The organism is Kushneria marisflavi, from assembly GCF_002157205.1.
GTDB classification, from domain to species: domain Bacteria; phylum Pseudomonadota; class Gammaproteobacteria; order Pseudomonadales; family Halomonadaceae; genus Kushneria; species Kushneria marisflavi.
The window spans coordinates 170,492-189,456 of record NZ_CP021358.1; the positions used below are offsets into that span (position 1 = coordinate 170,492).

Here is an 18,965-nt window from a genome sequence, read left to right on the forward strand (position 1 = left end):
GGTCGGCCATCTTTGAACTCCGGATACTCTTATTGGCTATGGCGGTAGCAGATACAGGGGACGTTCAGGAGGGAGCAGGCTCGCCCTGTCGCCTCCAATAGACAATTAAGGATGAATTCAGTTTCACGACCTCAACCAATCACCGTTTTTATTCAAGGCGTGATAGGCGCCCTTCTCGTTCAGGGAGATGTCTCTTCGCTGCCTGAACCGGGCTGGCTGTCATCGATTGAGTCGTCTGGCAGGCTTACCTGTGATACCACACGGGTAAGCACGTTTGCCGGCATGGCACCGACGGCAATAATCTGCCATGACTGACCATCATGCTGAAGATGACGCGCAGCGGCGCGAAAATTACCCAGTTGATGAACGCCTTCACGTAGTGCCGTATTGTCCCTGGCAGGGCCAGCAAAGAGGCTGAGTGTCGCGAGCCCATCGCTGTAAAGCTCGCGCTCAAGATTTGCACCATTGAGCGTGACATCAAGAGACGCGGGCTGACGATAGAATCCCTCTGGCAGCCAATCCGGATGCCAGTCGGCTTCCGGCATGGCGGTATCAGTATCATCAGGTTCGTGGAGATAAAGAGTGTCACTGAAACGTACCAGCGAATCGATACGTACAATCTGCACGGTATCGACAACCTGACCCTTGCCATTCAGCAATTGCTGACGAAGGGGCAGACCACTGGCAATATCCAGCCACAGCCGATGGGGAAAGCGCTGATCATCGCGGGGGGTAACGTCCATCACGACCGCATTGCGGCCAGCCACGACATCACGCGCGATCAGGCTGAAATCATAATGATCCTGCAATTGCCTTACGGTATCGTCGATGGACGCAAGGCGCAGGGCATTATCCGAGCCCCTTGTCCACCAGAGCCCCGGAGAATGCCCCTTGTGCTCGATGGTTTCGGCGGGACCATCAAGGAACTGAATACGCTCCTCTTCCTGGCCGTCGTCAATACGATGTTCAAACAGAAAGGTTCGAAGGGAACCCATGCCCAGCCTCAGGGCTACTGCCTGAAAGGCGTAGCAGCGTTCAGACAGCAGGCTGCGCCTGAACCACTGCTCCCCCTTGTCACCAACCTCTTGATCCAGCTGGTCACATGAAATCTGCGCCACACTTCTGTTGTTGTCCGGCTTACCGGCATCGGCCTGAACCGCAGACAGCGGCGAACACAGCAAGGCGCCCATCAAGGAAGCACAAAACCATTGTCGCATCGTTTGAAGGTCCGCCTTACTCGCCGCTGGCAGGTGCCAGACCCTGCATGTTCGCCATCCAGACATTGCTGCGATAGCCTGCCTGCTCGACATGTCGGTTCAGATAGTTTTGAAGCACTTCTGCCTGCTGACGATCGTTACGCGCAGCATCCTCTTCACCCGGCGCCATGAACCAGGACGTCTGGGCGCCGATAGGCATCACGTTGCCTCCTTCCTGACCGGTACCCCGGAAGGCTGCCAGAGAGGCCATGGCACCATTACCGCCCGTCATGGACCCCGTACCGTCAATGGTGGCATCGCTCGATGCAAGGCTTGTGCCGCTATTGCCGGGGACGCTATCCACGCCCGTATTGGCTCGATATACCTGAACGCCGGTCATGACCATGAGACTGACAGCTGCAGCAATGGCAGCACTGCCCATGAAGGAGAACGGCACGTTGCGTCGCTGATGTGTTTCCTGATTGGCAGCACCATCCTCCATACGCTCCTGTTCAAGACGCGCCCGGATGGAAGCAGACAGATCGGTCGTCACATCGATGGCACTTTCGCGCTGCATCACACTGCGCATGAGATGATAGCGACGCCAGGTATCGGCCTCTTCGGACGCATCTTCTGACAGCGACTTGAGCACTCGACGAGTTTCGAACTCGCTGCACTCGCCGTCCATCAATGCCGAAAGGGATTCCCGTACTTTCTGATTCATACCCAGACACCCTCAAACCCGTCGTGACGCATCGTCACGGTATGGTAGACAGTCCAAACTCGATTAAGTTTTACCCATGAAAGACATCTCATCGGTAATTCTCCTGCTTTCGGATCAACTCATGATCCATTTCATTGCTCGCGCACCATGTCATCCTGCTCTTCCGGGTAAAGCAGCGGCCTGATTCGGTTATCAACCGCCTCTCTTGCCCGGAAAATACGAGAGCGAACCGTGCCCACCGGGCACTGCATGATGCTGGCGATATCCTCATAGGAAAGACCATCAAACTCACGAAGCGTAATGGCCGTCCTTAGATCCTCGGGCAGATTTTCGATCGCCTCGAACACCGCCTTTTCAAGCTGGTCGCGTGCAATGGCAGACTCGGGCGTGTCGATATCCGCCAGCCGCCCACTCTGATCCAGTACTTCTGCGTCACTGATGTCCATGTCACTGTTGGGCGGACGACGCCCACGCGCAACAAGATAATTTTTCGCAGTGTTGATCGCGATGCGATACATCCAGGTATAAAAGGCGCTTTCATTTCGAAACCGCCCCAATGCCCGGTAAGCCTTGATAAAGGCTTCCTGCGCCACATCATGCACTTCTGCCTGATCGTGGACATAGCGACTCACAAGGCCGATCACCTTGTGTTGATACTTGCGTATCAACAGGTCAAAGGCCTGGTTGTCTCCTTTCTGTGCCCGCTCGACCAGCTGATGATCCGTTTCCTTTAACCCCATTCGCGATCCCCCGCAACGACAGGGCTCAAACCTTTCGAACCTGTCTTTTCAGGCCCTTCAGGAAAGTAACAAACAATTAAAATCATAGTGATAACCTGAAAGCTCCGGGCCTTGATCCATGGCGTTAGTGTTCCCCTTTATCGACGCCTCATCAAGTCGACATCCATCCATCGGACATGAGCCCCCGGAAACTGTAAAGTATTGAGACCACGAAAAAGTACCGTGGTTCCATGGTAGTATTCTCTGCCAGCCGCGTATCATGCAGATCACATTTCGTTTCGACTTCCAAGTACTGCCGGATTGCACGCTCATGTCACAGCAACAGGTCAACAATCTCAACGTTCTTTCCCAGGACGTACTCGTTACTCCCGAAGCGCTCAAGCGCGAGATTCCCCTTTCACAAGAAGCTGAAAGTACCGTTATCGAGAGCCGTCGCACCATCGAACGCATTCTCAGCGGTGAAGATCCTCGCCTGCTTGTCGTCATCGGCCCCTGCTCCATTCATGACACCAAAGCCGCACAGGACTATGCCCGACGTCTAAAGGCCCTGGCAGAGCGCGTCAGTGACTCGCTGTTTATCGTCATGCGTGTCTATTTTGAAAAGCCCCGCACGACAACAGGCTGGAAGGGACTGATCAACGACCCGCATCTCAATGACTCCTTTGACGTCGAGAATGGACTGCATCTGGCCCGCAACCTGCTTGTCGAGCTTTGTGAAATGGGTCTGCCACTGGCCACGGAAGCGCTGGATCCGATCTCGCCACAATACCTGCAGGACTGCATCAGCTGGTCTGCCATTGGGGCACGCACTACCGAATCACAAACGCATCGCGAAATGGCCTCGGGGCTTTCAGGACCGGTCGGCTTCAAAAACGGCACCGACGGTAGTCTGGATGTCGCCATGAACGCACTGTGCTCGGTGGCCTCACCGCACAACTTCCTGGGCATCGACCAGAAGGGTCAGGTCGCCGTCATTCGTACCCGCGGCAATGCCAATGCCCATGTCGTTCTGCGCGGCGGCAACGGTCGGCCCAACTACGACAGCGTTAGTGTGGCGCTGGCCGAAAAGGAGCTGGAAAAGGCAGGCCTCAAGACCAACATCATGGTCGATTGCTCTCACGCCAATTCCAACAAGGACCCGGCCCTGCAGCCTCTGGTCGTTGAAAACATTACTCAGCAGATTCTGGAAGGCAACACCTCCATCATGGGCCTGATGATCGAGTCCCACATCAACTGGGGTGCCCAGAAGCTGACCAGCGACCCCTCGCAACTTGAGTATGGCGTGTCGATTACGGACGCCTGCATCGACTGGGATACCAGCGAGAAGCTGCTGCTGGAGATCAACGACAAGCTGGGCGAGCCGCTTAAAACGCGCAAGCGCTGAGCATCACCGCCTGGGCGCACAGCTCGCATGAAAAACCCGGCCAAGGCCGGGTTTTTTGTGCTTTCGGGTAGGTATTAACACTGAAGCTCAGGAAGCCAGGGGGGCAGATGCCCCCGCACCCTCGATATCACGCTGAAACGGCGGTAGCGAATCCAGCAATGCTCGTCCATAGCGACGCGTCAACACACGACGATCAAGCAGAGTAATACGACCGCTGTCGACTTCCTTGCGAATCAGACGTCCGCAGGCCTGCACCAGCTTGATCGAGGCATCGGGCACCGAAATGCGCATGAAGGGATTGCCGCCCCGGGATTCGATCCATTCCGCCAGCGTAGCGCCCACCGGGTCGTCAGGCACGGCAAAGGGCAAGCGCGTGATCACCACGTGGGTCAGATAGTCCCCCGGCAGATCAATGCCTTCAGCGAAGCTGGCCAGCCCCAGAATGATGCTGCCCTGCCCATCATCGATACGCTTTCGATGGCGCTCGATCAACTCACGCCTTGGCATGTCATCCTGAGACAGCGTACGACCGGCCACATCTGCCTCAAGCCTGGCCGTCACGGCGCGAAGCTGCTTGCGCGATGAAAAGAGCACCAGCGCGGCCTCGTCCTCGCCCAGCTTTTCGACAAAGTGGACGATGGCACTTTCATGTGCCTCTCGATCACCCGGATCAACGGCTTCAAGCGGCACAGACAGGACCGCACGGGAGTAATCGAACGGGCTGGGCAAACTCTGATAGCGATAGCGGTTGGCCAGCCCCGCACGCTCCTGAAGGCGATCAAAGCGACCCAGTGCCGTCAGGGTCGCCGATGTCAACACCGCGCCGTGACAGCTGCCCCAGAGATAACGGGCCAGCGTTTCAGCCGCACTGACCGGGCTGGCCGAAAAGGTCAGCTCCGCCTCACCCGAGCGTTGCTCGAAGGTCAGCCAACGCGCCTGAGGCGGAGCATCCTCGACCTCATCGGCACCAAAGGCCTGCCATAGCGCATGCGCTTCAAGGGCACGCCCGTGAACAAGAGCGATCAGCGGCAGCCAAGCTTCCGCCTGCTCACGTGCCAGCCCCGTGGACTTGTCCGGATCGAGGCTTTCTCGAAGGATATCGCTGATGGTTTCCAGATGCCGCGACAGCTCGGCAAAGGGGGTTACCAGCTGCTGGGCCAGATCGCGAAAGGCGGCCGGCAGCCTGCCCATGGTAAAACGGTAGTGCAGTCGCTCGTTGTCTTCCGGCGTCCGCTCGGCCAGAGGCTGTGCCAGGCGAAAGGCATCCCCCAGCCGGGGCTCGATACTGGCCAGAACTTCCGGAAACTGCCCCAGCAGGCGCGCGATGGTGTGCTGCGCGCCAAGGCCCGTATTGAGATCCGTCAATGACTTCTTGAGCTGACCCAGCCAGCGCATCGCCGCATTGATGCCCTGGCGATGATAAAAGTGCTCCAGCGCCTTGTCCGGCAGATGGTGCGCCTCATCAAAGACATAAATCGTATCTTTTGGGTTGGGCAGTACGATGCCCCCGCCCAGTGACAGATCGGCCAGTACCAGATCGTGATTGGCAACGATAATATCGGCTTCATCCATACCACGCCGCGCCCGGAAAAAGGCACAGGCACCGAAATGCCCACAGCGTCGGTTGGTGCACTGGCGGTGATCGACGGTCAGACGACGCCACTGAGGGTCAGCAATGGCCTGCGGCCAGCTGTCACGGTCGCCCTGCCACTCCCCGCTGCCATAGGCATCGGCCAGCTCCCGGGCCAGTTCGCCAATATCTTCCTGACTACTCACCAGGCTCTGCTCGAACAGCGACATGGTCGGATTCTCTTCCATCCCGTCCATCAGCTGATCGAGTTTGGCCACGCAGACATAGCGCCCGCGCCCCTTGGCCAGCGCATACTCGAAATCAAGCCCGCTGCTGGCCTTCAGCATCGGCAGATCCTGGTGCAGGACCTGCTCCTGCAGCGCAACGGTCGCCGTCGAGATGACCAGGCGCTTGCCCTGCGCCTTTGCGATGGGAAGCGACGCCAGCAGATAGGCCAGGGTCTTGCCGGTACCGGTACCGGCTTCCAGCACACAGACATGCTCCTGACTGACCCGCTTGCCCTGCTCATCGGTCTTGATATCGCCAAGCGTTCGGGCAATTTCGGCCATCATCAGACGCTGACCGTAGCGCGGTCTGAGCGAGCGCGCCTCGATCACGCGTCGATAGGCCGTCTGGATCTCGCGTTTAAGCGCGTCGTCGAGCAAGTGTCTTCTCCGCCTTGTGGTACACGGCGCCCTCAGTCATCACTGAGCAGATTGGCCGGCGGCTGCTGACAGGGGAGCCGATCCTTGATGTAGGCTTCGATTTCCGGCAACGCATAGCCGTCTTCTTCACCGACAAAGCTGATCGAGGTGCCCTGTGCGCCGGCGCGGCCGGTTCGGCCGATACGATGGACATAATCTTCCGGATCGTCGGGCAGCGTGTAGTTGACGACGTGGCTGATGTCGTTGATGTGAATGCCACGACCGGCCACATCAGTGGCCACCAGTACGGCAACCTTGCCTTCGCGAAAGCGTTCGAGCGTGCTGACGCGTGTTTTCTGCGGCACGTCACCGGAGAGCATGGCCACATTGATGCCCGCCTTGCGCAAACGGTCATCGAGCTTGCGTACCAGGTCACGCCGATTGGCGAAGACCATCACCTTCTCCAGCTTCTCACGCTCGATCAGACGCCTGAGAATGGTAAATTTCTCGGCATCGCTGACCAGATAGACCCGCTGATCAATGTTGGCAGCGGCGCTGGCATCGACTTCAATTTCGACGTGTGCCGGTTCATGCGTCCACTGACTGGCCAGGTTAAGAATGTCCTGGGTAAACGTGGCCGAGAACAGGAAGGTTTGGCGCTCGGTGCTTTTGGGCGTGGCACGAATGATGCGCTTGACGTCCGGAATAAAGCCCATCGAGAGCATGCGATCGGCTTCATCCAGCACCAGCACTTCCACCTGGGAAAGATCGGCGTCGCGCTTTTGATGAAAGTCGAGCAGACGACCGGGCGTGGCCACCAGAATGTCTAGCGGCTTTTCAAGCTTCTGGCGCTGCTTCTGATAATCCATGCCACCCACCGCACTGGCCACCCTCAGCGAGGTATGGGTCATCAGCGCCCTGGCATCCTTTTCAATCTGCATGGCCAGTTCACGCGTCGGCGCAATGATCAGCGCCCGGGGCGCGCCCGGTTTCTGGCCATTTGGTGCCGGCTCTTCCAGGAAATAGGCCAGAATCGAAATCAGAAAGGCCGCGGTCTTGCCGGTGCCTGTCTGCGCCTTGCCGACCACGTCACCACCCAGCAGCGTATGGCGCAGCGCTTCGGCCTGGATCGGGGTGCAGTAATGGAAGCCCTGATCGGCGATGGCCTGCATCAAGGGCATCGGCAGATTGAAATCCTGAAAACGCCACTTGCCTGCCACGGCCGGGACTTCCGGCAAAGCGGTATGGTTGTCGCTCCCGGACGCCTGATTGCCCTGAACGCTGCCGGTCTGAGCATTGTTGCGGGACTGGCTGCGCCGGGGCTTGCGACGACGGCGCTTGGGCCGACGATTGGCATTGGCGGGAGCCTCCGCCGACGTCTGTGCCGGCTGAGAGTTTTCCGACTCACTCATATGCTGCGATCACTTTGGCTTGAGATGAATAGACAAGATACCCGGGCATTGTATCAGCACCGCCGACTCAGTTGTGCATCAACCGTGTCAGGGGCAAGCCAGCGCGCGCGCAAATTGTTAAACTGCACGCCACTGCAGCACACTGCTTCAGGCGAGACACGAGAGGTTTTTATGACCCGTCGAAAGAAGACGCGCTCGCTGGCCGACAAGGTGACCATCCGTACCGGCAAGCGCAAGGACTACCGCCGCTGGCGGCATGACAATCCCGACCAGTTACAGTCCACGCCGCGATTTGCGGCCAAAAAGCGCGACCAGCGCAAGAGTCAGGCCGCCAGCAAGCTGGAGCGCCAGCGCCGCGAGGCCACGACCCTGTCGCTGCATCCGCAGGACGACACTCCCCCGACCGATTCATCACAAGACAGCTGACATGCGCCTGGTTTCATTCAATATCAACGGTATTCGTGCCCGCCAGCATCAGCTTGAAGCGCTGGTCGAGGCTCATGCACCCGACGTCATCGGCCTGCAGGAGACCAAGGTTCAGGACAGCGAGTTCCCCCTCGATGCCGTGGCCGGTCTCGGCTATCACGTGCACTATCACGGTCAAAAGGGGCATTACGGCGTGGCACTCCTCACGAAGGCGGCGCCGACGCAGGTGCAGCTCGGACTGCCGGATGATGACGATGAGGCGCAGCGCCGCATGATTGCGGTGACGCTGGAAACGCCTGCCGGCCCATTAACGGTCTACAACGGTTATTTTCCGCAGGGTGAGAGTATTCATCATCCGACCAAGTTTCCCAACAAGCGTCACTTTTATGACCAGCTCTCGCGCCATCTGGAACAGGCACATCGTCCTGATGAGATGATCGCGGTCATGGGCGATTTCAATATCTCTCCTGCCGACATTGACATCGGCATTGGCGAGCCCGCTCGCAAACGCTGGCTGAGAGAAGGCAAAACGAGCTTTCAGCCCGAAGAGCGTGGCTGGCTCGAACGCCTAACCAGCTGGGGATTTGAAGACAGCTATCGCCGCTGTCATCCGCAGCGTGATGATCTGTTCAGCTGGTTTGACTACCGATCGAAGGGATTCGACCGCGAACCCAAACGAGGCCTTCGCATCGACTACATCCTGACCAGTACGGGTCTGTCGCCTCGCGTGCAGGATGCCGGCATCGATTATGAGCTGCGGGCCATGACGCGCCCCTCGGATCACGCCCCGGTCTGGACTTCGCTAAACGTGGATTGACGCACTCCCAGGGCTTGGCTCCTTGATTCAATGATGATATGGCCCGCTCTTTGCGGGCCATATCTGCTTCAGCGCATTGAAATTCGTGAAGAGAGACTGGACTGCTGGCTGCGGCGGTCACTCTCGATCAGAGCAAGCCACTGCCCCGCCTGATCCGCACTGTCACCGAACTCTTCAGCCTGCTGAAAAACCTGTTGTGCCTGGTCGAGGCGGCCCTGTTCGTACGCTGCCACACCCTCCATCAGCAGAAGCTGCCCCGGGTTATCAGCTCCCCTGGCCCGCGCTTTTGCAAATCCCTTTTCGGCCTGTGACCAGACACCCCAACCATAGGCAAGATCCCCCAGCATGTACCAGTCGTGTGCGTCATCGCTGCGCTCGGCAACTACCTGCCAGGCCTGTAACGCCTTGTGGTGATCGCGTGACTGCGCCCAGGCGCTTGCCAGCAGTCGACGGTTCGCCTCGGTATCCTCGATGCTGCCCTGATCCAGCGCCGCCGAGAGCATCTCTGCCGCACGTGCCGGCGTACCACCGGCCATATGCAGTCTGGCCCGGGTGAGCAACGCCTCCTCGCCCTTGAGAATACCGCGCTGCCAGCCAGCCTCCCAAAGCGCAGCGGCTCGGTCAGGCTGACCAATACGCTGGTACAACGCCGCCGCCTGCTGCCAGCGAGCAGGATCACTATCATCCTGATTGAGCTGCTCTTCAACCGCGCGGGAGGCCTCGCTGAACTGTCCGGACTGCTGATAGATACTGGCTGCCAGTGCCAGTTGCTCGCTGTCAGGAGACGCATCGTTCTGGCGGGCAAGCCGAACCCAGTGAAGGGCGTCATCCCATTGCTCAAGGCGAGCATGAATGCGCGCCCCCAGCCAGAGATCATCGCTCCCAAGCGATGCCTGGCCCTGCCAGCGATCAAAGAGCGCCGAAGCCTGATCCATCTGTCCAGCCCTGAGCCGAAGCTTTGCTTCCTGTTCAAGCCACTGCAAACGCTGGGACAGTGGCGCCGTTTCGATAGCGCGTGCCTGATAAAGCAGATCGGCGGCCCGACCGGGCTGATCCATGCGCTGTGCAGCGCTGGCGGCCAGCTGTAGATACAGTGCCCGGGCCCATTGATCCGCCTGACTGCTGCCGGCACTGGCGGCGCGCGATCGTGCCGACTCCACGACCTGCTGGTAGTGGCCGCTGGAGAGCTGGCGCTCAAGCCCCTGCAGCCTGTCGATACTCTGCTGCGACAGCGCCGGACCGGCAGCCAGCGCACGCTGCTCACCGCCCAGCAGCATGGCCAGACCGACGCCCATGGCCATCAACGTTTTCAGCCGACTCCGGCAGTGATGCCCACAACGAAGACGATAGTGACGAAACATGGCATTACCTCAGCTTGAAAACCAGCCGTTGACGCGTACGTGCCGGCGCATCGCGAGCCGGAAACTGCCACTGTTTGACAGCATCGCGGGCAGCCCTGTCAAACACCCCATCAGGATCTGACGCCGTGACCTGAATGGAGCCTGCGTTGACACTGCCATCGGCATTGATGATAAAGCTCAGCTCGACAAAGCCTTCTTCACCACGACGCCTCGCCCGCATGGGATATTCGGGCTGCACTCTGCTTGTCGGCTGTGCCTGTACCGTACCGCCGCCCTGAGCCGTTGCCCCATCGGGCGTGCCACCGCTCTGACTCCCCTGCTGCTCGCTTTGCTGCGTGCCCTGGGATGACGGCGCAGGTGTGGTCTGCTTTTTGGACGGCGTTGGTGTCGGACGCGGCCTGGGCTCGGGCTTTGGTTCAGGGGTTGGCTCGGGCCGCTTGACCTCCAGTTCCGGCAGGTCGTCGTTCATTTTGACGTCCGGTGCCTGTGGTTCGCTGACCTTTTGTTTTTTAAGCTGAATGTCGCTTTGCACGTTGTCTGCCGGCTGTGGCGCCGGTGCCGGCCGCGCAGGCGCGGCTGGTGGCGGCGGCGGCGGTGCCGCCGCGGCAATGTCGTTCGACGCTTCAGGCGCTCTGGCGGGTGCGGCCACATCATCCACGATCGACATGGTCATGGCTTCCTGAGGCGTCTCACGGGGCTCGGGCGGTGCCACCATCAGGGCCAGGCCCCAGAACAGCAGCAGTGCAAGAGCCAGCGCGCCCAGCAGCGCAAGCGCCTGACGCATCAGTTCCCCCCTCGCGACGCCGCGACCGCCACATTCTCGACGCCTGCCTGGCGGATAAGGTCCATGGTCTGAATCAAAAGCCCGGTCTGTGAAGCGCGATCAGCCTGAATGACCACGTTGCCGTCACTTCCTGACAGGGCATCCTTGACGCGATCACCCACGGCGTTGCTGTCAACGGCCTGGCCATCCACCCAGACAGCTCCTTCCGAAGTGATCGCTACCAGCACCTGCGTGTCATTGCGCTGGGTGGCTTCACTCGATTCAGGGCGATCAATATCCACGCCGCTTTCACGTACAAAGCTGGTGGTCACGATAAAGAAGATCAGCATGATAAAGACCACGTCCAGCATCGGGGTCAGATCGATGCCGGTGGCGTCTTCTTCCATGCGAGTTCGCCGTCTACGCATGATCGATCTCCGTGGCACGGGTCAGTCGATCGTGAAGATGTTGATCCTCACGCCGCACGATATGTTCAAACCGACTGGTAAAGAGAATGCCCACCACAGCTACCGCCATGCCGGCAAGCGTCGGCAGCGTGGCGCGTGCCACGCCATCCGACATGCCACGAGCCTGGCCAACACCGGTAATGGAAAGCGTATCAAAGACCTGAATCATGCCGGTGACGGTACCCACCAGCCCCAGCAGCGGACACAGGGCCACCAGAAGCTTCAGCCACGGCAGCGAAGCGCGCAGCGCACTGATCAGCTCGCCGCACCAGCACTCGCGCAACGTGCGTGCGCTCCAGCTGACATGCTCATGTCGCTTTTGCCAGCGGGTGATGAGCGCCTGACGCTGGCGACGATAGCGCCATTGCCAGTAGATCAGTCGCTCAAGCGCCAGGGTAAACAGCACAACCGCCACCAGCGCGATCACCACCAGTACCGGACCTCCGGCATTGGCCAGTCGTGCAATGGGATGCACCAGCGCCTCGATCATGATGCACTTCCATGACGCCGGGTATCGGCTTCAAGCCCTGACTGCTGTTCGTCCATGCGATCGGCGAGATGCGCGCTGGCCTGGCGCTCCAGCAGATTCATCAGATTGCGGCTGCGACTGTTGAGCGCGGTGTTGGCAAACAGCAGCGGAATGGCCACCACCAGACCCAGCACAGTCGTGACCAGCGCCTGACTGATGCCGCCGGCCATCATTTTGGGATCGCCACTGCCAAACACCGTAATGGCTTGAAAGGTGCCGATCATGCCGGTCACTGTCCCCAGCAACCCCATGAGTGGGGCAATGGCAGCGATCACCTTGACGACCGCCTGGCCGCGTTCCAGTCCCGGCTGCTCGGCCAGCAGCATCTCGTCCATGCGGGCTTCAAGCACTTCAGGTTCGTGGTAGCGCTGCTGCTGTCCAAAGCGCTTGAGCACGCGCCCCAGGGGGTTGTCACTGCGCAGCTCTTCAAAGTGATGCATTTGACGGCGAGTGCGCGTGCTGACCAGCGCCAGCCATGCAAACTGGGCCAGTGCAATCAAAAGTCCGACCGCGCCCAGCGCCAGCGTGATATAGCCGATCACGCCACCCTGTTTGATCCGTTCAAGCAGCGAAGGCTGCTGCGCCAGCGCTTCAAGCACTTCACCATCAGTGGGATCAAGCGCCATGGTGTCCCCCTGGCCACTGGCCAGGGCTTTAAGTTCGCTCGAGACGCTGTCCGGCGTATGGGCAGCCACAGCCAGCGGCCGGTCACCGTTTGGTGCACTCAGCAAATCCCCGCCACTGAACGCACTCATTCCGCCAAGACGCACCACGTCACGCTGAGTGATGTTGCCATCCTGCCCGGCCACGGGAAGCGTCAGATGCTCGCCCTGAGCGCTGCGCGCGATCAGCTGACTCATCGACTGCGCGTACTGCTCGAGATCATCGCTAGAGGCAATGCTTGAATCGTCCAGCGACGGGAGAGAAATATCGCTGCCAAGCGTCAGCCAGCTGTTTTTCAGACTGTCGCGGGTGTCATCGATCTCGTGACGAAGGCGATCAAACATGGGCTGAAGATCATCGCCTTCACTGTTGCGTCGCTCGTTAATGCTGGCAATTGCCTCTTCCTGGCGCTGGCGTGTGCCGTCGAGACTGTCACGACGCGCCTGAGCCTTTTGCTGACGCGCTTCGGCCTCCGCCACGGCCTGCTCCAGCTGCCCACGATCCTTCAGCAAAGTGTCAAGACGCGACAGGTCACGCTGCTGCGCCTGAGCCGCGCCCTGCTGATAACTCTGGACGATATCTTCAAGCGACGGCGCGGACTGTTCGGCGGCCGATGCCGGCAGGGAGACGCCCACCATCATGGCCAGTGCCGCCCCTGCCAGAGGTCGGGTCATGTGCGTTATCACCTTCATGATGATGCCCCCTGCGATGCGGATTCCGAGGAGGGCTGATCCAGTTCGATGGACAGCGGCAGAGACAGCAGTTCCGGCGCGCGCTGATCATTGGCAATGCGAATACCGCGGTTGACCTCGGTGCGCTCGGCACTGTCCAGGGGATGCCACTGATGGTCGCGATTTTTCCAGACACCGCCCTGCTCACCATCGGGCGTCAGGTAATAAAAGCCGATTCGCCCCATGCGCAGGAATTGAACGTCGCGCTGCTGACTGTTCTGGTTCAACTGACCGCGCCAGCTGTCCATGCTGCGCCCGTAATCAAGCTCCGTGCGCCAGACGGACAGAAGCTGCTCCATACGCTTGTCGTCGGAAACGGAAGGATCGACGAGAGTTTTTTCAAGTCCCTCCAGGCGGGCTACCCGCTCGGCATGGCGAAACGGAATATCGGCCTCCACCAGCGCCCGCAGACGATCAAGCATATCCTGCAGGGTATCCGGCAGCGCCTCACGCGTATCGCCCAGCGTTTCAAGCGCATGCTGCTGCCGGTCAATCCGCTGCTGCTGTTCGCTCAGCGTCGAGGAGAGCTGATCGTTGTAGCGCTCCAGACGCTGTGCTGACGACTGCGCCTCCTGAAGACGCGTCAACAGCTCGCGGGTCTCGTCATCCGCCTGATCGATACGGGTCTGAATGGCCTGTTGCTGCTGCTGTTGCTGAGCAGTTTCATCACGAAGTGATGACGCCTCTGCCAGCGTCGGTAAGGCCATTATCGTCACCAGGGAAAGGGCGGCGCCTCTGAGACAACGATTACGACGGTGGATCCTCACATGGTTCTCCAGCAAGAGGCATACGATAAACATGAAAATGGGCGCAATCCGGAGAGGGAACACCGGACGTCCAGCGCAAGTTAATAGAAACAAGAACAATTATCAAATGATCATCGCTAACATCGCCGCAACAATGCCATTAATGTTCACATCTGCCCGCCCATCACGAAAAAGCCGGCACGCGGCCGGCTTGTGGTAATTTTTGGACAACGCTGTCAGAGCTTGCGTTCCAGCTCCGGCAACGCTTCAAACAGATCAGCCACCAGACCGTAGTCGGCCACCTGAAAGATCGGGGCCTCTTCGTCGGAGTTGATCGCCACGATCACTCTGGAATCCTTCATCCCGGCGAGATGCTGTACCGCACCGGAAATACCGGCGGCAATGTAGAGCTCTGGTGCAACCATCTTGCCGGTCTGACCGACCTGAAGGTCATTGGGGACGTAGCCGGCATCCACCGCCGCGCGTGAGGCGCCAACCGCCGCACCAAGACGATCAGCCACGCCCTCGATCAGCCGGAAGTTCTCGGCACTGCCAAGGCCTCGGCCGCCGGAAATAATCACGCGCGCGCCGCCCAGTTCGGGACGCTCGCCGCCAGCCAGCTGCTCCTCGACGAAGGTCACAAGCTTTTGATCGCCGGTACTGTCGGCGCTTGAGACGCTGGCCGCACTCTGCTCGCCAACCGGCTCAAAGGCCGTCGGACGAATGGTGATGACCTTTTTATCATCCAGACTACGCACCGTGGCCAGTACGCTACCGGCATAGATGGGCCTGACAAAGGTGTCCTCGGATTCGATCGCGATAACATCGGAGATCTGTCCAACCCCCAGCAGTGCAGCCACACGCGGCATGACATTACGACCACTGGTGGTCGAGGCACACAACAGATGGGTATAGGGGCCTGCCAGCGATGTGATCAGCGCGCCCATGTTTTCCGCCAGCATGTGATCAAAGGCATCGTCTTCAACACAGATCACACCGGCAACACCGGTCAGGCGTGCCGCCGTTTGGGCTGCCTCACCGGCCTGACTGCCGGTCACCAGCACATCGACCTGTCCGCCAAGTTTTGAAGCGGCAGCCATGACCCGTGCGGTGGCACTGGAAAGATGGCCCTTTTCCTGCTCGGCGATGACCAGAATACGTGCGTCGCTCATCAGATCACCTTCGCTTCGTTCTTGAGTCGATCAATCAATTCATCCACGGAATTCACGCGAACCCCGGCCTGACGCTCCCTGGGGATATCGACCCGAAGCAGCGTCTGGCGGGGGGTAACATCAACGCCCAGCGTCTCGACATCCAGCTGCTCGATCGGGCGCTTTTTGGCTTTCATGATGGCCGGCAGCTTGGCGTAACGTGGCTCGTTAAGGCGCAGGTCTGTTGTCACGATAGCCGGCAGTGACATGGCGATCGTTTCCAGTCCGCCATCGATTTCACGCGTCACTTCCAGACGCTCACCATCGATGGTGACCTTCGAGGCAAAGGTAGCCTGTGGCATCCGTGTCAGGGCCGCCAGCATGGGGCCGGTCTGACTGCTGTCACTGTCTATGGACTGCTTGCCCAGCAGCACCAGCCCCGGGCTTTCACGCTTGACCACTTCAGCCAGCACCCTGGCCGCGCCCAGCGAGTCGACGGCAGTGTCACAGCTCACATGAAGGGCACGATCCGCCCCCAGCGCCATGGCCGTGCGAAGCTGCTCATGCACGCTCTTGTCCCCGATGGAGACCGCCACTACCTCATCGGCGATGCCCTGCTCCTTGAGACGAACGGCTTCTTCGAGCGCAATTTCACAAAATGGGTTCATGGCCATTTTGGCATGCGTCAGGTCCACGTCACTGTGGTCTTCCCTGATGCGCACCCTGACGTTGTGATCAATCACGCGCTTGATGGCGACGAGTACTTTCATGCCTTCCTCGTGGTGTCGGATATTTCGAAATTCGTAAACATGACCGCCCGGCATCGATGTACAGAGCGCTTCGGGACGGTTTTTGCAGGATGACTGTCAGCCTAGATGGGGATCAGGGCGCCTCAAGACAACAAACCGACGCTGAAAAAAGGGTTCGAATTGGGCCGGACCCCGACTTGATGCGATAATCAGGCATTATCCACCCCCTGATACTGCTCCCGAAAGCGGCTGAGAATCATTGCTATCCAAAAGCGTGAGTGTAACACGCCATGCTCAATCGGGATGGGGGAATGAATCATGCAAGGAGTTGCTCAATGGACAGAGAGTCCATGTCATTTGATGTGGTGATCGTCGGTGCAGGCGTGGCCGGTCTTTCCGCCGCCTGCCGTCTGATGCAGGCAGCCAGTGAGCAGGCGTGTGAACTGAGTGTCTGCGTACTGGAAAAGGGGGCCGAAGTCGGGGCACATATTCTTTCGGGCGCGGCGTTTGACCCGCGCGCACTCGAAGAGCTTTTTCCCGACTGGCAGGATCGCGGCGCCCCTCTTCACACGCCGGCAACGCGCGATGAGGTCCTGTATCTGCGCGACAGCGAGCAGGCCGTGCGCTTTCCGGAGGCACTGATTCCGCCGTCCATGCTCAATGACGGCAGCTATCTGATCAGTGCCGGCGATTTGTGCCGCTGGCTGGCCGAGCAGGCCGAGGCGCTGGGCGTCGATATATTTCCGGGTTTCGCCGCCCAGTCACTGATATTTGGTGACAGCGGAGAAATCACCGGTGTCATTACCGGCGATATGGGGCTTGACCATGATGGCAACCCCAAGCCCTCCCATGAGCCGGGCATCGAACTCTACGGTCGCTATACCCTCTTCGCTGAAGGCGCGCGCGGCCATCTTGGCCAGGAGCTGATCAAGCATTTCGATCTGGCCGCCGGGCGCGATGAACAGCACTATGCCATCGGTTTCAAGGAGCTCTGGGAAGTCCCTGCCGAGCAGCACGAACCGGGACTGGTCGTGCACACCGCTGGCTGGCCACTGTCTGGCCGAGCCCACGGCGGCAGCTTCCTGTATCACGGCAGCGACCGTCAGGTCATGGTCGGCCTGATCGTGGATCTGGCCTACGACAACCCCTGGCTTTCTCCCTTCGATGAATTTCAGCGCATGAAGCACCACCCGGACATCGCGCGTCATCTCAAGGGCGGGACACGGCTGGCCTTTGGCGCACGCGCGCTCACCAAGGGCGGTCTCAACAGCCTGCCAAAGATGGTCTTCCCCGGCGGTCTTTTGATCGGCTGTGATGCCGGTACGCTGGATTTTGCGCGTATCAAGGGGCTTCACATGGCCATGAAGTCCGGCATGCTGGCGGCTGACACCGTCGTCGCCGCGCTTGCCGCTGGCGATGAAGGCGGCAGCACGCTCAACGATTTCACCACGCGCTTTGAGGGCAGCTGGGCCCACGAGGCACTGGCCAAACACCGCAATTTCGGACCGGCAATGCACCGCTTCGGAATGGTCGCGGGTGGCGCGTGGAACTTTCTTGAGCAGAAATTGCATCTGCCGCTGCCCACGCTACATGACACCACTGCAGACCACGCGCAGCTGAAAACGGCTGACACCGCAGAAAGGATCGACTATCCACGTCCTGATGGCGTGCTCTCGTTTGACAAGCCTTCATCGGTGTATCTTTCCAATACACACCACGAAGAAGACCAGCCCTGCCATCTGCAGCTGCGCGACCCGAGCATCCCGATCAGCGTTAATCTGCCCCGCTACGCAGAACCCGCCCAGCGTTATTGCCCGGTCGGCGTCTACGAAGTCATTGAAGACAGCGCGGGTACGCCACGCTTTCAGATCAACTTCCAAAACTGCATTCACTGCAAGACCTGCGATATCAAGGACCCGTCCCAGAACATTCACTGGGTCACGCCGGAAGGTGGCAACGGGCCTGGCTATCCCAATATGTAGCGATAAAAAAAGGCCCCGATGTCTGGAAACATCGGGACCTTTTTCATGGATGCCTTCTATCAGGCTGTCGGCGCGCTGGTGTCGGTAGCAACAGGACGCGCCGGGTCTCGGCTCCACTCGCTCCATGAGCCGGGATATAGTCTGGGCAGCGGTTTGCCAAGCGCGGCATGCGCCAGAATGATCATGCAGGCGGAAATACCGGAACCACAGTAGGCAATGCTCGACTGTCCGGTAGCCGGTATCAGCTTTTCGAGGACATCGCTCTCGGCCATGCAGTTGTCTTCTCCCAGAAGCGACGCACCCGGGACGTTGACGGCACCGGGGATATGGCCGGCCACCTGATCGATCGGCTCACTTTCGCCGCGATAGCGCGCTGGCGGCCGGGCATCGAGCAGCAGCGCATCGCCTTCAGCCACATCATCGGCACTGGCCACCATCTGATGCTGAAAGTCACACACCCACTCGCTCGGCGCTGGCGCCTCAGTCATACCGCTCTCCAGCGCACCGCCCACGGCCTGCCAGACCTGAAGTCCGCCGTTAAGGACAAACACATTGTCATGACCGGCCCAGTGCAGCATCCACCAGGCCCGCGCCGCGGCCAGCTGTCCGCCCAGATCGTCATAAACCACCACACGAGTCTCCGGCGTAATGCCCCAGTTCTGCAGCGTCTTCTGCCATGTCTCAGGCGACGGCAGCGGATGACGCCCCCCTTTGGCACCGCCAGACGGCGCAGAAAGATCCTCGTCCATATTGGCCAGCAAGGCGCCGGGAAGATGACCTTCCTGGTAGAGCTGCGAAGCGGCCCGGGCATCATCCAGTCGCGCACGACAGTCGAGAATCACCAGTGGTGTGCTGTCGCGCTGCCACATCAGAAGGGTTGTGACATCTGTCAGTGCAGTGGTCATGAAAA

General features: G+C 59.7%; 18 protein-coding genes. 4 read left to right on the forward strand and 14 right to left on the reverse strand.

Annotated elements, in window-relative coordinates; translation table 11 throughout:
- Positions 1–179 precede the first annotated feature (179 nt).
- From B9H00_RS00845 to rpoE, 3 genes are all read right to left on the reverse strand, one after another.
- Entirely contained in the window at positions 180–1,217 is a 1,038-nt protein-coding gene (locus B9H00_RS00845; protein ID WP_169713407.1) for a MucB/RseB C-terminal domain-containing protein, read from the reverse strand.
- Between the two features lie 16 nt (positions 1,218–1,233).
- The gene (locus B9H00_RS00850) at positions 1,234–1,920 is read right to left on the reverse strand and encodes a sigma-E factor negative regulatory protein (protein WP_086899059.1); all 687 of its coding nucleotides are present in this window, start codon (positions 1,918–1,920) and stop codon (positions 1,234–1,236) included.
- A gap of 131 nt (positions 1,921–2,051) precedes the next feature.
- On the reverse strand, positions 2,052–2,660 hold the full coding sequence (rpoE, locus tag B9H00_RS00855) for an RNA polymerase sigma factor RpoE (protein WP_086899060.1): 609 nt from the start codon (positions 2,658–2,660) through the stop codon (positions 2,052–2,054).
- A gap of 310 nt (positions 2,661–2,970) precedes the next feature.
- Here rpoE and B9H00_RS00860 point away from each other — a divergent pair, with 310 nt between their 5' ends.
- Positions 2,971–4,044, forward strand: coding sequence for a 3-deoxy-7-phosphoheptulonate synthase (locus B9H00_RS00860; RefSeq protein ID WP_086899061.1), 1,074 nt, complete (start codon positions 2,971–2,973; stop codon positions 4,042–4,044).
- An 87-nt stretch (positions 4,045–4,131) separates the two neighbouring features.
- Here the strand turns inward: B9H00_RS00860 and dinG are convergent, their stop codons facing one another.
- The gene (gene dinG, locus B9H00_RS00865) at positions 4,132–6,279 is read right to left on the reverse strand and encodes an ATP-dependent DNA helicase DinG (protein ID WP_086899062.1); all 2,148 of its coding nucleotides are present in this window, start codon (positions 6,277–6,279) and stop codon (positions 4,132–4,134) included.
- 32 nt (positions 6,280–6,311) lie between these two features.
- Positions 6,312–7,670 carry a DEAD/DEAH box helicase gene (locus B9H00_RS00870; protein WP_086899063.1) on the reverse strand — a complete coding sequence of 453 codons (1,359 nt, stop codon included), beginning with the start codon at positions 7,668–7,670 and terminating at the stop codon, positions 6,312–6,314.
- Between the two features lie 171 nt (positions 7,671–7,841).
- On the opposite strand from B9H00_RS00870, the gene B9H00_RS00875 reads away from it, so the two are divergent.
- Both B9H00_RS00875 and xthA read left to right on the forward strand, forming a co-directional pair.
- Positions 7,842–8,096, forward strand: coding sequence for a hypothetical protein (locus B9H00_RS00875; protein WP_086899064.1), 255 nt, complete (start codon positions 7,842–7,844; stop codon positions 8,094–8,096).
- A 1-nt stretch (position 8,097) separates the two neighbouring features.
- Positions 8,098–8,913: an exodeoxyribonuclease III gene (gene xthA / locus B9H00_RS00880; RefSeq protein ID WP_086899065.1), complete on the forward strand. Its 816-nt coding sequence runs from the start codon at positions 8,098–8,100 to the stop codon at positions 8,911–8,913.
- 68 nt (positions 8,914–8,981) lie between these two features.
- Here the strand turns inward: xthA and B9H00_RS00885 are convergent, their stop codons facing one another.
- The 8 genes from B9H00_RS00885 to B9H00_RS00920 form a co-directional block, all read right to left on the reverse strand.
- On the reverse strand, positions 8,982–10,274 hold the full coding sequence (locus B9H00_RS00885) for a tetratricopeptide repeat protein (RefSeq protein ID WP_147376524.1): 1,293 nt from the start codon (positions 10,272–10,274) through the stop codon (positions 8,982–8,984).
- Between the two features lie 4 nt (positions 10,275–10,278).
- Positions 10,279–11,058, reverse strand: coding sequence for an energy transducer TonB (locus B9H00_RS00890; RefSeq protein WP_086899067.1), 780 nt, complete (start codon positions 11,056–11,058; stop codon positions 10,279–10,281).
- A complete protein-coding gene (locus B9H00_RS00895) occupies positions 11,058–11,465 on the reverse strand; it encodes an ExbD/TolR family protein (RefSeq protein ID WP_086899068.1) in 408 nt (135 codons plus the stop codon). The genes B9H00_RS00890 and B9H00_RS00895 overlap by 1 nt, the downstream gene beginning before the upstream one ends.
- Positions 11,458–11,994 carry a MotA/TolQ/ExbB proton channel family protein gene (locus B9H00_RS00900; protein ID WP_086899069.1) on the reverse strand — a complete coding sequence of 179 codons (537 nt, stop codon included), beginning with the start codon at positions 11,992–11,994 and terminating at the stop codon, positions 11,458–11,460. The genes B9H00_RS00895 and B9H00_RS00900 overlap by 8 nt, the downstream gene beginning before the upstream one ends.
- The gene (locus B9H00_RS00905; protein WP_086901627.1) at positions 11,991–13,370 is read right to left on the reverse strand and encodes a MotA/TolQ/ExbB proton channel family protein; all 1,380 of its coding nucleotides are present in this window, start codon (positions 13,368–13,370) and stop codon (positions 11,991–11,993) included. Before B9H00_RS00905 ends, B9H00_RS00900 begins: the two co-directional genes overlap by 4 nt.
- A gap of 14 nt (positions 13,371–13,384) precedes the next feature.
- Positions 13,385–14,134, reverse strand: coding sequence for a DUF3450 domain-containing protein (locus tag B9H00_RS00910; protein WP_086899070.1), 750 nt, complete (start codon positions 14,132–14,134; stop codon positions 13,385–13,387).
- 275 nt (positions 14,135–14,409) lie between these two features.
- On the reverse strand, positions 14,410–15,345 hold the full coding sequence (locus B9H00_RS00915; protein ID WP_086899071.1) for an electron transfer flavoprotein subunit alpha/FixB family protein: 936 nt from the start codon (positions 15,343–15,345) through the stop codon (positions 14,410–14,412).
- Positions 15,345–16,094: an electron transfer flavoprotein subunit beta/FixA family protein gene (locus tag B9H00_RS00920; protein WP_086899072.1), complete on the reverse strand. Its 750-nt coding sequence runs from the start codon at positions 16,092–16,094 to the stop codon at positions 15,345–15,347. The genes B9H00_RS00915 and B9H00_RS00920 overlap by 1 nt, the downstream gene beginning before the upstream one ends.
- Before the next feature lie 314 nt (positions 16,095–16,408).
- Here B9H00_RS00920 and B9H00_RS00925 point away from each other — a divergent pair, with 314 nt between their 5' ends.
- Positions 16,409–18,055 carry an electron transfer flavoprotein-ubiquinone oxidoreductase gene (locus tag B9H00_RS00925; protein ID WP_086899073.1) on the forward strand — a complete coding sequence of 549 codons (1,647 nt, stop codon included), beginning with the start codon at positions 16,409–16,411 and terminating at the stop codon, positions 18,053–18,055.
- 59 nt (positions 18,056–18,114) lie between these two features.
- Here B9H00_RS00925 and B9H00_RS00930 read toward each other — a convergent pair whose 3' ends face one another.
- Positions 18,115–18,960 carry a sulfurtransferase gene (locus B9H00_RS00930; RefSeq protein WP_086899074.1) on the reverse strand — a complete coding sequence of 282 codons (846 nt, stop codon included), beginning with the start codon at positions 18,958–18,960 and terminating at the stop codon, positions 18,115–18,117.
- Positions 18,961–18,965: the final 5 nt, after the last annotated feature.

Excerpts from the sequence above, each read along its gene's own strand:
- B9H00_RS00870 (WP_086899063.1), bottom strand. The coding sequence starts at position 7,670 with ATGAGTGAGTCGGAAAACTCTCAGCCGGCACAGACGTCGGCGGAGGCT.
- B9H00_RS00895 (WP_086899068.1), bottom strand. The coding sequence starts at position 11,465 with ATGCGTAGACGGCGAACTCGCATGGAAGAAGACGCCACCGGCATCGAT.
- B9H00_RS00850 (WP_086899059.1), bottom strand. The coding sequence starts at position 1,920 with ATGAATCAGAAAGTACGGGAATCCCTTTCGGCATTGATGGACGGCGAG.
- B9H00_RS00885 (WP_147376524.1), bottom strand. The coding sequence starts at position 10,274 with ATGTTTCGTCACTATCGTCTTCGTTGTGGGCATCACTGCCGGAGTCGG.
- B9H00_RS00905 (WP_086901627.1), bottom strand. The coding sequence starts at position 13,370 with ATGACCCGACCTCTGGCAGGGGCGGCACTGGCCATGATGGTGGGCGTC.
- B9H00_RS00910 (WP_086899070.1), bottom strand. The coding sequence starts at position 14,134 with ATGGCCTTACCGACGCTGGCAGAGGCGTCATCACTTCGTGATGAAACT.
- B9H00_RS00930 (WP_086899074.1), bottom strand. The coding sequence starts at position 18,960 with ATGACCACTGCACTGACAGATGTCACAACCCTTCTGATGTGGCAGCGC.
- xthA (WP_086899065.1), top strand. The coding sequence starts at position 8,098 with ATGCGCCTGGTTTCATTCAATATCAACGGTATTCGTGCCCGCCAGCAT.
- rpoE (WP_086899060.1), bottom strand. The coding sequence starts at position 2,660 with ATGGGGTTAAAGGAAACGGATCATCAGCTGGTCGAGCGGGCACAGAAA.
- B9H00_RS00925 (WP_086899073.1), top strand. The coding sequence starts at position 16,409 with ATGGACAGAGAGTCCATGTCATTTGATGTGGTGATCGTCGGTGCAGGC.
- B9H00_RS00900 (WP_086899069.1), bottom strand. The coding sequence starts at position 11,994 with ATGATCGAGGCGCTGGTGCATCCCATTGCACGACTGGCCAATGCCGGA.
- B9H00_RS00875 (WP_086899064.1), top strand. The coding sequence starts at position 7,842 with ATGACCCGTCGAAAGAAGACGCGCTCGCTGGCCGACAAGGTGACCATC.
- B9H00_RS00890 (WP_086899067.1), bottom strand. The coding sequence starts at position 11,058 with ATGCGTCAGGCGCTTGCGCTGCTGGGCGCGCTGGCTCTTGCACTGCTG.
- B9H00_RS00860 (WP_086899061.1), top strand. The coding sequence starts at position 2,971 with ATGTCACAGCAACAGGTCAACAATCTCAACGTTCTTTCCCAGGACGTA.
- B9H00_RS00845 (WP_169713407.1), bottom strand. The coding sequence starts at position 1,217 with ATGCGACAATGGTTTTGTGCTTCCTTGATGGGCGCCTTGCTGTGTTCG.
- B9H00_RS00920 (WP_086899072.1), bottom strand. The coding sequence starts at position 16,094 with ATGAAAGTACTCGTCGCCATCAAGCGCGTGATTGATCACAACGTCAGG.
- B9H00_RS00915 (WP_086899071.1), bottom strand. The coding sequence starts at position 15,345 with ATGAGCGACGCACGTATTCTGGTCATCGCCGAGCAGGAAAAGGGCCAT.